Raw genomic sequence first — 13,501 nt, 5'->3', positions numbered from 1 at the left:
GTTCAATCCCTCAAGGTTGCCTGGAATCGCTCTTTTAATGCCGCAACGCATTTGCCAACGGTCGCGGCAATCTCCTCTTCTTCGAGTGTCCGGCTGGTATCCTGCAAAATCAGGCTGATTGCGAGGCTCTTATAGCCCTCAGAAACGCCCTTACCGCGGTACACGTCAAACAAGTTTACGCCAACTACCTGATTTACGCCAACTTTCTTACACTCCGCGATGATATCTGCTGCAGGGACGTTTTCAGCCACCACAACGGCAATATCACGACGGTTCGCCGGGAAGCGGGAAATCTCGCGCGCGTCAGGCAGGACGCGGTCTGCGACCTTATTCCAAAGCAGTTCAAAGACTAAGGTGCGGCCATTGAGATCAAGCTTACGTTCCAGCTCAGGATGAACCACGCCGATAAATCCGATATGTTCATCATGCAAATAAATCGCCGCGCTCTGTCCTGGATGCAACGCCGGATTCGCTTCAGCCCGGAAGCTGATGTCATCCAGTTTGCCGGTTAAATCGAGCAGCGACTCTAAATCGCCTTTCAAATCATAGAAGTCAACTGTCTGACGCGCCAGATCCCAGTGCTCTTCAACACAGTTACCGCTGATGACGCCAGCCAGCATAAGATCCTGACGGATGCCTAAATCCGCCTGGGTATCCGGCACAAAGCGTAAGCCGCTCTCAAACAGGCGTACGCGGCTCTGCTGGCGGTTCTGGTTGTAGACCACCGCGCTAAGCAGACCGGTCCAGAGTGACAGGCGCATGGTCGACATATCGCTGGAGATTGGGCTTGGCAGTAACAGCGCCTCTTCACCCGGATGCAGCAGCTGCTGGATTTTCGGATCGACGAAGCTGTAAGTAATCGCTTCCTGATAACCTTTATCCACCAGCAGATTTTTAGCGCGTTTCAGCGACAGGTTCGCTTCGCGGTGCTGAGTCATGACCAGACCGGCCTGCACCGGCACATCCGGAATGTTGTTGTAGCCGTAGATACGGGCCACTTCTTCAACCAAATCTTCTTCGATTGCCATATCGAAGCGCCAGCTCGGGGCGACGGCCTGCCACTGGCCTTCACCCACGGTCACTTTACAGCCCAGGCGAGTCAGAATGTCAGTGACCTGCTCATCTGCAATCACGTGACCAATCAGACGGTCCAGCTTTTCACGACGCAGCGTAATGGTCGCCGGTACCGGCAGGGCTGCCTGATGGGTCTGATCGATAATCGGGCCTGCTTCACCGCCGCAGATGGACAGCAGCAGCTGAGTAGCACGCTCCAGCGCGGTGTGTTGCAGCGCCGGGTCAACGCCACGCTCATAGCGATGTGATGCGTCGGTATGAAGACCCTGACGACGGGCACGACCAGTGATAGAGAGCGGATCAAAGTAAGCGCACTCGAACAGGATGTTCTGCGTTTCGCCGTTTACGCCCGAATGTTCGCCACCAAAGATACCGGCCATCGCCAGCGCCTTCTCATGATCGGCGATTACTAAAGTATCACTCTGCAGGCTGGCTTCGGTGCCATCCAGCAGCGTCAGCTTTTCGCCCTCTTTCGCCATGCGCACCACGATACCGCCGTCAATGCGGTCCAAATCGAAGGCATGCATCGGCTGACCCAGCTCCAGCAGAACGTAGTTGGTAATATCCACGACCGCATCGATTGAGCGAATGCCGCAGCGACGCAGTTTCTCTTTCATCCACAGCGGCGTTGACGCCTTGACGTTAATCCCTTTCACGACACGGCCCAGATAGCGCGGACAGGCTTCTTTTGCGTCAACCTGAATCGGGAAAGTTTCGTTCAGCGTGGCTGCGACCGGCTGCATCTCTGGCACGTTCAGCGGTAATCCGTTCAGCACGGCGACATCACGGGCAATACCGATCAGACCCAGGCAGTCAGCGCGGTTAGGCGTGACGCTGATTTCAATGGTGGTGTCATCCAGTTGCAGGTAATCACGGATGTCGGTGCCAATCGGCGCGTCGGCAGGCAGTTCGATGATGCCATTGTGGTCGTCGGAAATGCCCAGCTCTGAGAATGAGCAGAGCATGCCTTCAGACGGCTCGCCACGCAGTTTGGCCGCTTTGATTTTGAAATCACCTGGCAGCACGGCGCCTACGGTCGCGACAGCGACTTTCAGTCCCTGACGGCAGTTCGGCGCGCCACAGACGATATCCAGCAGGCGATCGCCGCCCACGTTGATTTTGGTGACACGCAACTTATCGGCATTGGGGTGCTGACCGCACTCCACCACTTCACCGACCACGACGCCGTGGAACGCACCGGCAACCGGCTCAACGCCGTCCACTTCCAGACCGGCCATGGTGATTTGTTCAGACAGCGCGGCGCTGTCCAGGGCTGGATTTACCCATTCGCGTAACCAGAGTTCACTGAATTTCATTGGATATCCTGCCCTTACTTAAATTGTTTGAGGAAACGTAAATCATTTTCGAAGAAAGCACGCAGGTCGGTCACGCCATAGCGCAACATGGTCAGACGCTCCATGCCCATACCAAAGGCGAAGCCGGAGTAAACTTCCGGATCGATGCCGACATTGCGCAGCACGTTAGGGTGAACCATGCCGCAACCCAGCACTTCCAGCCACTTGCCGTTTTTACCCATGACGTCCACTTCTGCGGATGGCTCAGTAAACGGGAAATAGGATGGACGGAAACGAATCTGCAAATCTTCTTCGAAGAAGTTGTTCAGGAAGTCGTGCAGCGTGCCCTTCAGGTTGGTAAAGCTGATATTTTTATCAACAATCAGCCCTTCCATCTGATGGAACATCGGCGTGTGTGTCTGATCGTAGTCGTTACGGTAGACGCGGCCCGGCGCAATAATGCGGATGGGCGGCTGCTGAGCCATCATAGTACGGATCTGCACACCAGAGGTCTGGGTACGCAGCAGACGCGTGGCGTCGAACCAGAAGGTATCGTGATCGGCACGCGCCGGGTGGTGGGCAGGAATATTCAGCGCATCGAAGTTATGATAATCATCTTCGATTTCTGGTCCGGTCATGACGGCAAAGCCTAACTCACCAAAGAAAGTCTCAATGCGATCCATGGTGCGGGTGACCGGATGCAGGCCACCATTCTCAATGCGACGGCCCGGCAGAGAGACATCGATGGTCTCTTCCGCCAGACGGGCATTGAGCACTGCGGATTCCAGGGCATCTTTGCGCGCATTCAGGCGCTCAGTGACCTGCTGTTTCGCTTCGTTGATTACCGCACCCGCTGCAGGACGCTCTTCTGCTGGCAGCTCGCGCAACGTCGTCATCTGCAGTGTCAGATGTCCTTTCTTACCCAGGTATTCGACGCGCACAGCGTCAAGGGCGGCGATATCCGTCGCCCCGTCGATGGCCGCCGTGGCGCTGGCCACCAGTTCTGCGAGTTGGGACATAATTTCCTCTTTTTCCAGTCAGGCTGGTCAGTTCTCGTTGGGACCTGCCGGTCCAATATACTTACGCCAGAAACAAAAAAGCCTCCACGAGGGAGGCTTTCAGCGCGATTTTTCGTTTCTTCTCTTATGCGCAAAAGCCCCCGAATGTCAGGCGCTAAAGTAAAAAAAGAAACGGAAAATAGCAGCATTCATGCTTGCGGTTACCTTGTCATGCTATACGGGGGTGTACTATTGAAATGCTCAGCGACTAAAAAGTCAATCATTTGCGTAAGTTACAGGCAATAAAAAAGGGAGCAAGCTCCCTTTTCCATCTGACTTACGCCAGGGCTGATTTCGCTTTTTCGACCAGTGCAGAGAATGCCACTTTATCGAATACTGCGATGTCTGCCAGGATCTTACGGTCAATCTCAATGGCTGCTTTTTTCAGCCCATTGATGAAACGGCTGTAAGACATGCCGTTCTGACGTGCCGCTGCGTTGATACGCGCGATCCACAGCTGACGGAACTGACGCTTACGTTGACGACGGTCACGGTAAGCATACTGACCAGCTTTGATAACAGCCTGGAAGGCAACGCGGTAAACACGTGAACGTGCACCGTAATAGCCTTTAGCTTGTTTTAAGATTTTTTTGTGACGTGCGCGAGCAACTACACCACGTTTTACACGAGCCATTTAGCTCTCCTGTTTAATATTCTGAATTAATGAAAAAAATTTACTTATGCGTACGGCAGGCAGGCAATTACCAGACCCAGATCGCCTTTAGACACCATGCCTTTCGGACGCAGGTGACGTTTACGCTTAGTAGATTTTTTAGTCAGAATATGACGCAGGTTTGCGTGTTTACGCTTGAAGCCGCCAGAAGCGGTCTTCCGGAAGCGCTTGGCCGCGCCACGTACAGTTTTAATCTTTGGCATTTTAAAAATATCCACTTCGCATTGTTAATAACATGACCCAGACAGGCGAACAGTTAACCGCGCAGCGCGAACGCTGCGCGGTAAATGCTACTTGAAAGCCTACTGTTTCTTCTTAGGAGCGAGCACCATGATCATCTGGCGGCCTTCGATCTTCGAAGGGAAGGATTCGACAATGGCCAAATCCAGATCTTCACACAGGTCTTTACGGACGCGGTTAAGCACTTCCATACCGATCTGCTGGTGCGCCATCTCACGACCGCGGAAGCGGAGCGTGATTTTGGCTTTATCGCCTTCTTCCAGAAAGCGAATCAGGTTGCGTAGTTTGACCTGATAGTCGCCATCATCGGTTCCAGGACGGAATTTGATTTCCTTAACCTGAATAACTTTTTGCTTCTTCTTCTGTTCCTTAGAAGATTTGCTTTTTTCATAGAGGAACTTGCCGTAATCCATGATGCGGCAGACCGGCGGTTCGGCATTCGGGCTGATTTCAACTAAATCGCCGCCCGCTTCCTCGGCTTTTTCCAAAGCTTCGCGTAATGTGACAATGCCAATCGGCTCGCCATCCATGCCTGTTAAGCGCACTTCGGTAGCACGGATTTCACTGTTAATTTTGTTCGGACGCGTAGGTAGTACTCGTTTTCCGCCTTTAATACTTTATTCCTCCAATTGTTGAAGATTTCGGCTGCGAATCTCTTGCTGAAGTTTCTCAACAAACACATCGACATCCATCGACCCAAGGTCTTTACCACGGCGGGTGCGAACGGCAACTTTGCCAGATTCCACCTCTTTATCACCGCAGACCAACATATAAGGGACGCGACGTAATGTGTGCTCGCGGATTTTAAAGCCTATCTTCTCATTTCTCAAGTCTGCCTTCACACGAATGCCAGCATTCTGCAGCTTACGCGTCAAAGACTCAACATATTCTGCTTGTCCATCGGTAATATTCATTACCACGACTTGCAGCGGTGCCAGCCAGGTTGGGAAGAAACCGGCAAATTCTTCGGTAAGAATACCGATGAAACGCTCCATTGACCCCAGAATCGCACGGTGAATCATCACTGGCGTCTGACGATCATTGTTTTCACCCACATAGGTTGCTTCAAGGCGTTTTGGCAGGGAGAAGTCTAGCTGAACTGTTCCGCACTGCCAGGCGCGATCAAGACAATCGTACAAAGTGAACTCAATTTTAGGACCGTAGAACGCGCCTTCGCCTGGCTGGAACTCGAACTCAATATTGTTTTCGTTCAGCGCGGCAGCCAGATCTTCCTCGGCACGATCCCACATGTCATCTGTTCCGATGCGCTTCTCAGGACGGGTGGATAATTTCACCACAATCTTTTCAAAGCCGAAGGTGCTGTACATGTCATAAACCATGCGGATACAGCTGTTCACTTCGTCACGCACCTGCTCTTCTGTACAGAAGACGTGTGCATCATCCTGGGTAAAGCCACGTACGCGCATCAGGCCGTGCAGCGCACCTGATGGCTCATTACGATGACAACTACCAAACTCTGCCATACGCAGCGGCAGGTCACGGTAGGATTTCAGACCCTGATTAAAGATCTGAACGTGCCCAGGACAGTTCATCGGTTTGATGCAATATTCACGGTTCTCAGATGAGGTGGTGAACATCGCTTCTTTATAGTTTTCCCAGTGCCCGGTTTTTTCCCACAGGACGCGATCCATCATGAATGGACCTTTCACTTCCTGGTACTGGTACTCTTTTAACTTGCTGCGGACAAACACTTCCAGCTCACGGAAGATGGTCCAGCCGTCATTATGCCAGAAGACCATGCCTGGTGCTTCTTCCTGCATGTGGTAGAGATCAAGCTGCTTACCAATCTTACGATGGTCACGCTTCGCCGCCTCTTCCAGACGCTGCAGATAGGCTGCCAGCTGCTTTTTGTCTGCCCATGCGGTGCCATAAATACGCTGCAGCATTTTGTTGTTGCTGTCGCCGCGCCAGTAGGCACCGGAGATCTTCTGCAGTTTAAAATGATAGCAGAACCGCATGTTCGGCACGTGCGGACCGCGGCACATGTCGACATATTCTTCGTGATGATACAGGCCAGGCTTATCGTCATGGCTGATGTTTTCATCAAGAATGGTGGTCTTGTAAATCTCGCCGCGCGCCGCAAACACGTCGCGTGCTTCCTGCCAGCTGACCTTCTTCTTCACCACATCGTAGTTGGTTTCAGCCAACTGATGCATGCGTTTTTCCAGCAGGTCGATATCTTCCTGGGTCAGGGTACGATCGATGTCGACATCGTAATAGAAGCCGTTATCAATGACCGGGCCGATCGCCATTTTGGTATCCGGCCACAGCTGTTTAATCGCATGCCCTAACAGGTGCGCACAGGAGTGACGGATGATTTCCAGACCCGCTTCATCTTTAGCGGTAATAATCGCGACGGCGGCATCTTCGGTGATGGGATCAACCGCATCAACCAGTTCACCGTTAACGCGGCCAGCGATACAGGCTTTCGCCAGACCCGGGCCGATGTCGAGCGCAATATCCATCACACTGACAGGGCGGTCAAACACGCGCTGGCTGCCATCAGGAAGCGTAATTACAGGCATTTCATATCCTTATTTGCAGTGGTAAGCCACACGAAAGCCTACATGCAACGTAATGTAAAATTAGTGACCTGGCGTGATATCAGACCCACATTGTCCGAATGTCACCAGGATTGCAGTGCGGAGCAGATGATAGCAGTTTTCCCCGGCGAGAAAAACCCATGCCCTTTTCGCTAAGCCGTGGAGAGAACAAAAAAAAGCGGCCTGACATAATGTCAGGCCGCCGGGGATACCACGGGCAAAAATGCGCTTACATCGCGTAAGAGAGCATGATTGAGGTTTTGGTATCCGTACGATCCGGCGCAGATTCTGGCGGATTGTTGTTCCAAGTGACGTTATAAGCCAGCTTCAGTGCGAAGTGGCTATTGATTGCCACCTGCAGGCCGGTTTCGGAGTTCACCGTGGTGTCTTCTCCGAAGCTGCTCAGCACGGACACGCCCTGAATGAATTTGGTGGTGTCGGTCAGCTGCCACTGATAGCTGACTGCGCCATAGCCCAGCGCCTTGGTCTGATGACCGCCTGCGTGGTAATCGTCATAACGTACACCCGGACCGAATTCCGCACGCAGCGAGTGCACCGGACCGTTCAGGATCTGACGACCGTAACCGGCAGTCAGCACGTCACGTGAATCGTAACCATTGAAACGATCGCTTAACCAGCTCGCCTGTCCAAACAGGTAGTCATAGGAGTTGAGGTTATAGCGTGAACGGCCACCGATGTTGTACGTCTCAGAAGAGCGCTCATCATTTGACGAGGTGTTGGCTGCGTTACCCCACAAGCTGTAAGCCATAGACGACTGATACCAGGTCATATTGGTCTGAGCAGTCGTTGATGAACTGGTGGTGTTACCGGTTTGCGCCAGGTATCCCGCAGCAGCAGAACCTTCAAACGGCTTTTTCGCTGTAGAAGGGTCATCCATTGACGTAAATACGGCGTTATCGGCCAGTGCCTGGTGACAAAAAGCTCCGGCGGAGAGCAAAAGAACAGCAGACAGCTTGTTATAGGCTTTCATTAAATGTGATCCGTGCGACTGTTTAAAAAACGGAGAGTCTGAAGCGTTTTGCCGGGCATTCAATGCAATTTACGGTAAGTTTTGTAAAAAATTATTAACTTACACAAAATGCCTGGAATCGCCCTGACAACCCCTGTTAATTGGGACTCATCTCATTAACGTCGCGCATTATAGTGCTGCACAAATGAAAAGCCAGACGTAACGGCAGAAGAATTTTGCATCACCTCACTGGCTCCTTACACAGATTTACGCTATGCGTCACGTCAGACATGCAGCATCTCCTTCATAATTCGCCTGATTTTTCGCCATGGTCTACGCTCAGTTCAGTTTCTTTTCCCCCGGAGATACCTCATGAGCAGCAATGAATTAACCCGCTATATCGTGACCTTTCACTATCAGGAATCGGGATTAAGTGACATCCTGGAGCTGACCAGCGCGATGACCGCCGCCGGTTTTACGACCACGCTGGCGGATGAGAGTGGTCATCCCCATGAACTGGGTACCAATAGTTATGGCATTGTCAGCACGCTGGACGCGGAAGATCTGCGACAGCAGGTCACTGCGGCCGGTGAAAGTGCGCTGGGTCAGAAACCTGAGGTGACCGTCACGACCTTTGAAGAATATCTGCGCGACGCCGCCGATCATCGCCCGACCACCTCCGCGCCAGAATAAGAGGTGCAATCGCGCAGGTTTTGGTGAATATTTAGGCATCACAATCTGACTTACGCAGCGAATAACGAGGATAGCCCTATGTGGTCAGCCATTAGTCGTCTGTTAAGCGAGCAGTTAGGCAACGCCGAAATCACCCAACGTCACGCCCTGGCGGGCGGTGATATCCATCCCACCTGGCACATCCGCTATGGTGACCACGACGTCTTCGTCAAAAGTAACAGCCGCGAAATGTTGTCGCTCTTTACCTGGGAAGCCGATCAGCTGGCGTTGCTGGCGCGCACCGGCACCGTTCGGGTGCCAAAAGTTTATGGTGTGGGCCATCATCGTGAAGAGAGCTTTCTGCTGCTGGAGTACATCCAGCCACAGCCACTTGATGAGCAGAGCGCGTATCAGCTGGGTCAGCAACTGGCGCACCTGCACCAGTGGAGCGAGCAGACGCAGTTCGGGCTGGATTTCGACAACAACATTACCACTACGCCTCAACCCAATAGCTGGCTGCGACGCTGGTCGGTGTTTTTTGCCGAACAGCGCATTGGCTGGCAATTGCAGCTGGCGGCGGAAAAAGGCATTCAATACGGTGATACAGAGCTGATTATCGCCTCCGTGCAGCGGGTGCTCGCCTCGCATCATCCGCAACCGTCGCTGCTGCATGGCGATCTCTGGCCCGCTAACTGCGCTAGCAGTGACAACGGCCCCTGGCTGTTCGATCCCGCCTGCTACTGGGGCGACCGCGAATGCGATTTAGCGATGCTGAGCTGGTACCCCAACCTGCCTCGTCAGATTTACGACGGCTATCAGTCGGTGTGGCCCTTACCGGATGGGTTTTCGCAGCGTCTGCCGGTCTACCAGCTCTACTATCTGCTGAACCGGGCTAACGTGTTTGGCGGGCACTGGCCTGGCGATGCACAGTTCGCCATTGGCCAGTTGCTGGATGAGGATGCGCTCGGCAACAGTCAGGCCAGACCGGCCTGACTGAGGGGGCTTGTCAGATAAAGCCCAGCAGCGACAGCGCGAAATAACCGGCTATCGCTATCACTACCGGCAGCACATAGAGCGGGAAAATCTGCAGGAAGATGGTGTGGCGAGGAACGCGCACCTTCTCTTCCAGCTGCTGGCGGGTGCGCCCTTCAGGACCTTTTGCCTGCTCCAGAATCATCTGATCCTCGATACCTTCTTTGACGTGACGCGCCTGACGGCCCATCCGCGCGCCTGATGACTCCAGCGCCAGTCCGACAAAAATCAGAATGTAGATCAGCCAGAAACCCAGATTCATCTGACCGTTAAATTCCGGCACCGGCGAGTTATGCCAGAAGACGTTGAGGAACGGCGTGTTAAAACGCAGCATATCAACGATGACATGGACGAAATCGAGCATGACGGCGTCAATGCCTGGCTGCTTTTCGCTGTGCTTAAACATAAAGCTCAGAACAGAAATAATGGTCGACATCAGGGCCACTAAAAAGAGCACCCAGCCCGCTACTCGCTTAAGGATGGCGATACGGCCAGCCTGTTGATAGGTCATAATATCTCCTGAACCCGGAATCCAATTTGCCGTCAGTCTACCTGCCATCGGTGAAATTTCCCAAATAAAGCGTGGCCGATCGGGCAGTGAGTGCGTCCGCAGAGAATGATGTTAAGGTAAAGCCGACTTTATTTATAAGGAGACCGCTGATGACCTGGCACCGCCCTGTCCTCGCCGCCCTGTTTGATATGGATGGCTTACTGATCGATTCTGAGCCGCTGTGGGATCAGGCTGAGCTGGATATCTTTTCAACGCTGGATGTTGACCTGTCACGTCGCAGTGAAATGCCCGACACCCTGGGTCTGCGCATCGATCAGACGGTGCGGATGTGGTACGAAACGCTGCCCTGGCAAGGCCCCTCTCAGCAGGAGGTCACCGAGCGCATTATCGCTCGCGCCATGACACTGGTGGACCAGACTCGCCCTCTGCTGCCGGGCGTGGAAACGGCGCTGCAACTGTGCCGCGATCAGGGGCTGAAAATCGGCCTTGCCTCGGCATCGCCGCTCCGGATGCTGGAACAGGTGCTGGAGATCTTCAATCTGCGCCACTATTTCGATGTGCTCTCGTCAGCAGAAGCACTGCCCTACAGCAAACCCCATCCGCAGGTCTACCTCAACGCTGCCGACAGCCTGGCGATCGATCCGCTCAACTGCGTCACGCTGGAAGATTCCTTTAACGGCATGATCGCCACCAAAGCCGCACGTATGCGGTCAATTGTGGTGCCCGCGGCTGAACACCGCGACGATCCCCGCTGGACGCTGGCGGATGTCCGGCTGGACAATCTGACACAGCTCAGCCTGCAGCATCTGCAGGGATGATCAACAGCCCGCCTGATGCGGGCTTTTTTTTTGCCTGTTACACCTCTCACTTGATCCCGCCCGCAATAAAATAAAACAACGTTTCATTTTTATTGAATTCCCATGCCGCTCTGCCTAAGATGCCCGAAGCGTCCCCGTTCGGGGCATGAATAACCTGACCTGCAGAGAGGCCTGAGATGGACATTCGTCAAAGTATCCACAGCGATCACGCAAAACAACTCGACACTGACGCGCTGCGCCGCGAGTTCCTGATTGAGACCATTTTTACTGCCGATGACTACACCCTGACCTACAGCCACATCGACCGCATCATCATTGGCGGCGTGATGCCGGTGAACAAGCCAGTCACGATCGGTGATGAGATGGGAAAACAGCTGGGCGTCAGTTATTTTCTCGAACGCCGCGAGCTGGGCATGATCAATATTGGCGGGCCAGGGCTGGTAGAAGTAGACGGTAAAGCGTGGGAAATCGGTCACGAAGAGGCGCTCTACATCGGCAAAGGGGCGCGCAATCTGCTGTTCCGCAGCCTGAACCCGTCTAAGCCCGCCAAATTCTATTACAACAGTGCGCCCGCCCACAGCACCTTCCCGGACAAGAAAATCACGCTGCAGGAGGCGGCCACCGCAACGCTGGGTGATGCCGCGACCTCTAACCGCCGCACCATTAACAAATTCATCGTGCCGGATGTGCTGCCGACCTGCCAGCTCACCATGGGCTTAACCAAACTGGATGAAGGCAGCCTGTGGAACACCATGCCCTGCCACACCCACGAACGTCGCATGGAAGTCTACTTCTACTTCGATATGAGTGAAGAGAGCGCCGTCTTCCACATGATGGGACAACCACAGCAAACCCGCCATCTGCTGGTACACAACGAGCAGGCGGTCATCTCACCCAGCTGGTCAATTCACGCCGGTGTTGGCACCCAGCGTTACACCTTTATCTGGGGCATGGTGGGTGAGAATCAGGTCTTTGATGACATGGACCACGTCAAAATCAGTGAACTGCGCTGAGCAGAGGAGAAATACCATGGTACTGAATACGTTTAACCTGGAAGGTAAAGTGGCGCTGGTGACCGGCTGTAACACCGGTCTGGGGCAAGGTATGGCGCTGGGTCTGGCGCAGGCGGGCTGTGATATCGTCGGCGTTAACCGTGATGGCCCGGATGATACCCAAAGCAAAGTTGAAGCGCTGGGTCGCCGATTCTGGCCGGTGCAGGCCGATCTGATGCAGACCAGCGTGGTCACCTCTGTGGTTGAACAGGCAGTGGCTGCGGCAGGCAAAATTGACATTCTGGTCAACAATGCCGGCATTATCCGGCGTGAAGACGCGCTGAATTTCAGCGAGCAGGACTGGGATGATGTGATGAACATCAACAGTAAGAGCCTGTTTTTCCTGTCACAGCAGGTGGCACGTCAGTTTATCGCCCAGGGTAAGGGCGGCAAGATTATCAATATTGCCTCTATGCTCTCCTTCCAGGGTGGAATCCGGGTGCCCTCTTATACCGCTTCAAAAAGTGCCGTGATGGGCCTGACCCGTCTGATGGCAAACGAGTGGGCGAAACATGGCATTAACGTCAACGCCATCGCGCCCGGCTACATGGCGACCAACAATACCGAGCAGCTGCGTAATGATGAGTCACGCAGCGAAGAGATCCTGGGCCGTATTCCGGCCGGACGCTGGGGCGTGCCCGATGACATGATGGGCCCGGTGGTCTTCCTGGCCTCTTCTGCGTCTGATTACGTCAATGGCTACACCCTGGCAGTTGATGGCGGCTGGCTGGCACGTTAATCTTTCGGGCGGGCAGTGTTTCATCGCTGTCCGCCTTGTTAATATTCATGCTTCGTTACAGCGTCACATGTTCTCATTTACTGGATAAATCCCTATACTGGATGCATCGACAGCTTTCTTTGCAACCAGGTTCTATCATGACGGGCGAAGGCCACATCATTTTTGCCATTGCCAGCGCTATTTTTGCTAAGCGTGCTGAGCTGACACCCGTGCTGGCGCAGGCCGACTGGTGGCATCTTGTTCCCTCAGCCCTGCTGACATGTCTGTTACCCGATATCGATCACCCTAAATCTCTGCTGGGACAGCGACTGAGCTGGCTCTCTCATCCTATTGCGCGGGCGTTTGGCCATCGGGGCTTTACCCACAGTTTGCTGGCCATCGCCGCCGGTTTGTGGCTTTTTCAGATTAACCTGCCCCAGTCGTCGCCAATACCGGCCGATGTGCTGCAGGGTCTGACGCTGGGCTACCTGAGCCATATCGTGGCCGACATGCTGACGCCCGCCGGGGTTCCGCTGCTGTGGCCCTGCCGCTGGCGCTTCCGCCTGCCGATTCTTCGCAGCCAGAAAGGCAATCAGCTTGAGCGGGCATTGTGTCTGGGACTGGTGGGATATGCGCTGTGGTTTCCGGTGGGGATGCCATCTTTTGGTGCAAACGGCTGGCCGTCACAGCTGTTCGATACGCTACAAAATGGCGTCGGGCGGTTAATTTCCAGTCATACTGCGCAATAAAAGAGCATAAACCACCATTAAGTTATAAAGCATTCCATTTGGATATAAGGCACCCTCTGCACCTGCTGTTACCAT

15 protein-coding genes and 1 other annotated feature are annotated in these 13,501 nt (G+C 53.8%); of the genes, 6 read left to right on the top strand and 9 right to left on the bottom strand.

Annotation, left to right across the window (positions count from 1 at the left end; translation table 11 throughout):
- Positions 1-2: 2 nt before the first annotated feature.
- From pheT to ACN1CO_RS04645, 8 genes are all read right to left on the bottom strand, one after another.
- Positions 3-2,390 carry a phenylalanine--tRNA ligase subunit beta gene (gene pheT, locus ACN1CO_RS04680; RefSeq protein WP_419138039.1) on the bottom strand — a complete coding sequence of 796 codons (2,388 nt, stop codon included), beginning with the start codon at positions 2,388-2,390 and terminating at the stop codon, positions 3-5.
- A 14-nt stretch (positions 2,391-2,404) separates the two neighbouring features.
- Positions 2,405-3,388 (bottom strand): phenylalanine--tRNA ligase subunit alpha, encoded by a 984-nt coding sequence (pheS, locus tag ACN1CO_RS04675; protein ID WP_419138038.1) that lies wholly within the window; start codon positions 3,386-3,388, stop codon positions 2,405-2,407.
- Between the two features lie 71 nt (positions 3,389-3,459).
- Positions 3,460-3,585: a sequence feature (Phe leader region), on the bottom strand.
- Positions 3,536-3,580, bottom strand: a complete 45-nt coding sequence (gene pheM, locus ACN1CO_RS04670; RefSeq protein WP_106120997.1) for a pheST operon leader peptide PheM — start codon at positions 3,578-3,580, stop codon at positions 3,536-3,538. (Overlaps the previous feature by 45 nt.)
- A gap of 119 nt (positions 3,586-3,704) precedes the next feature.
- Positions 3,705-4,061, bottom strand: coding sequence for a 50S ribosomal protein L20 (gene rplT / locus ACN1CO_RS04665; RefSeq protein ID WP_003853267.1), 357 nt, complete (start codon positions 4,059-4,061; stop codon positions 3,705-3,707).
- A gap of 44 nt (positions 4,062-4,105) precedes the next feature.
- On the bottom strand, positions 4,106-4,303 hold the full coding sequence (gene rpmI, locus ACN1CO_RS04660) for a 50S ribosomal protein L35 (protein ID WP_010245683.1): 198 nt from the start codon (positions 4,301-4,303) through the stop codon (positions 4,106-4,108).
- Positions 4,304-4,402: 99 nt separating this feature from the next.
- Positions 4,403-4,954, bottom strand: a complete 552-nt coding sequence (gene infC / locus ACN1CO_RS04655; RefSeq protein WP_029519030.1) for a translation initiation factor IF-3 — start codon at positions 4,952-4,954, stop codon at positions 4,403-4,405.
- Between the two features lie 3 nt (positions 4,955-4,957).
- Positions 4,958-6,886, bottom strand: a complete 1,929-nt coding sequence (thrS, locus tag ACN1CO_RS04650) for a threonine--tRNA ligase (RefSeq protein WP_419138037.1) — start codon at positions 6,884-6,886, stop codon at positions 4,958-4,960.
- A gap of 247 nt (positions 6,887-7,133) precedes the next feature.
- Positions 7,134-7,895: a DUF481 domain-containing protein gene (locus tag ACN1CO_RS04645; protein WP_090961591.1), complete on the bottom strand. Its 762-nt coding sequence runs from the start codon at positions 7,893-7,895 to the stop codon at positions 7,134-7,136.
- A gap of 351 nt (positions 7,896-8,246) precedes the next feature.
- Between ACN1CO_RS04645 and ghoS the strand changes: the two genes are divergently transcribed.
- Both ghoS and ACN1CO_RS04635 read left to right on the top strand, forming a co-directional pair.
- Complete coding sequence (gene ghoS, locus ACN1CO_RS04640) at positions 8,247-8,567, top strand: type V toxin-antitoxin system endoribonuclease antitoxin GhoS (protein WP_419138036.1); 321 nt, start codon at positions 8,247-8,249, stop codon at positions 8,565-8,567.
- A gap of 78 nt (positions 8,568-8,645) precedes the next feature.
- Entirely contained in the window at positions 8,646-9,539 is an 894-nt protein-coding gene (locus tag ACN1CO_RS04635) for a fructosamine kinase family protein (RefSeq protein ID WP_419138035.1), read from the top strand.
- A 13-nt stretch (positions 9,540-9,552) separates the two neighbouring features.
- Here the strand turns inward: ACN1CO_RS04635 and ACN1CO_RS04630 are convergent, their stop codons facing one another.
- Entirely contained in the window at positions 9,553-10,089 is a 537-nt protein-coding gene (locus ACN1CO_RS04630; protein ID WP_003848337.1) for a YniB family protein, read from the bottom strand.
- Positions 10,090-10,238: 149 nt separating this feature from the next.
- Here ACN1CO_RS04630 and hxpB point away from each other — a divergent pair, with 149 nt between their 5' ends.
- The 4 genes from hxpB to ACN1CO_RS04610 all read left to right on the top strand — a co-directional run bounded on the left by hxpB (position 10,239) and on the right by ACN1CO_RS04610 (position 13,426).
- A complete protein-coding gene (gene hxpB / locus ACN1CO_RS04625) occupies positions 10,239-10,907 on the top strand; it encodes a hexitol phosphatase HxpB (RefSeq protein ID WP_419138034.1) in 669 nt (222 codons plus the stop codon).
- Positions 10,908-11,083: 176 nt separating this feature from the next.
- Positions 11,084-11,920: a 5-dehydro-4-deoxy-D-glucuronate isomerase gene (gene kduI / locus ACN1CO_RS04620; protein WP_419138033.1), complete on the top strand. Its 837-nt coding sequence runs from the start codon at positions 11,084-11,086 to the stop codon at positions 11,918-11,920.
- Between the two features lie 16 nt (positions 11,921-11,936).
- Positions 11,937-12,698, top strand: coding sequence for a 2-dehydro-3-deoxy-D-gluconate 5-dehydrogenase KduD (gene kduD / locus ACN1CO_RS04615; RefSeq protein WP_419138032.1), 762 nt, complete (start codon positions 11,937-11,939; stop codon positions 12,696-12,698).
- A gap of 137 nt (positions 12,699-12,835) precedes the next feature.
- Positions 12,836-13,426 (top strand): metal-dependent hydrolase, encoded by a 591-nt coding sequence (locus ACN1CO_RS04610; protein WP_419138031.1) that lies wholly within the window; start codon positions 12,836-12,838, stop codon positions 13,424-13,426.
- The last annotated feature ends 75 nt before the right edge of the window (positions 13,427-13,501 follow it).

This window comes from Pantoea sp. R13S299, assembly GCF_048515925.1.
Classification (GTDB): Bacteria; Pseudomonadota; Gammaproteobacteria; order Enterobacterales; family Enterobacteriaceae; genus Pantoea.
The sequence above is the reverse complement of the archived record's forward strand: the minus strand, read 5'-3'. Positions and strand labels throughout refer to the sequence as shown.

What these genes read in the sequence shown, in the direction of transcription:
- kduD (WP_419138032.1), top strand. Translation starts at nt 11,937, where the DNA reads ATGGTACTGAATACGTTTAACCTGGAAGGTAAAGTGGCGCTGGTGACC.
- hxpB (WP_419138034.1), top strand. Translation starts at nt 10,239, where the DNA reads ATGACCTGGCACCGCCCTGTCCTCGCCGCCCTGTTTGATATGGATGGC.
- ACN1CO_RS04645 (WP_090961591.1), bottom strand. Translation starts at nt 7,895, where the DNA reads ATGAAAGCCTATAACAAGCTGTCTGCTGTTCTTTTGCTCTCCGCCGGA.
- ACN1CO_RS04635 (WP_419138035.1), top strand. Translation starts at nt 8,646, where the DNA reads ATGTGGTCAGCCATTAGTCGTCTGTTAAGCGAGCAGTTAGGCAACGCC.
- kduI (WP_419138033.1), top strand. Translation starts at nt 11,084, where the DNA reads ATGGACATTCGTCAAAGTATCCACAGCGATCACGCAAAACAACTCGAC.
- ACN1CO_RS04610 (WP_419138031.1), top strand. Translation starts at nt 12,836, where the DNA reads ATGACGGGCGAAGGCCACATCATTTTTGCCATTGCCAGCGCTATTTTT.
- pheT (WP_419138039.1), bottom strand. Translation starts at nt 2,390, where the DNA reads ATGAAATTCAGTGAACTCTGGTTACGCGAATGGGTAAATCCAGCCCTG.
- pheS (WP_419138038.1), bottom strand. Translation starts at nt 3,388, where the DNA reads ATGTCCCAACTCGCAGAACTGGTGGCCAGCGCCACGGCGGCCATCGAC.
- thrS (WP_419138037.1), bottom strand. Translation starts at nt 6,886, where the DNA reads ATGCCTGTAATTACGCTTCCTGATGGCAGCCAGCGCGTGTTTGACCGC.
- rpmI (WP_010245683.1), bottom strand. Translation starts at nt 4,303, where the DNA reads ATGCCAAAGATTAAAACTGTACGTGGCGCGGCCAAGCGCTTCCGGAAG.
- ACN1CO_RS04630 (WP_003848337.1), bottom strand. Translation starts at nt 10,089, where the DNA reads ATGACCTATCAACAGGCTGGCCGTATCGCCATCCTTAAGCGAGTAGCG.
- ghoS (WP_419138036.1), top strand. Translation starts at nt 8,247, where the DNA reads ATGAGCAGCAATGAATTAACCCGCTATATCGTGACCTTTCACTATCAG.
- rplT (WP_003853267.1), bottom strand. Translation starts at nt 4,061, where the DNA reads ATGGCTCGTGTAAAACGTGGTGTAGTTGCTCGCGCACGTCACAAAAAA.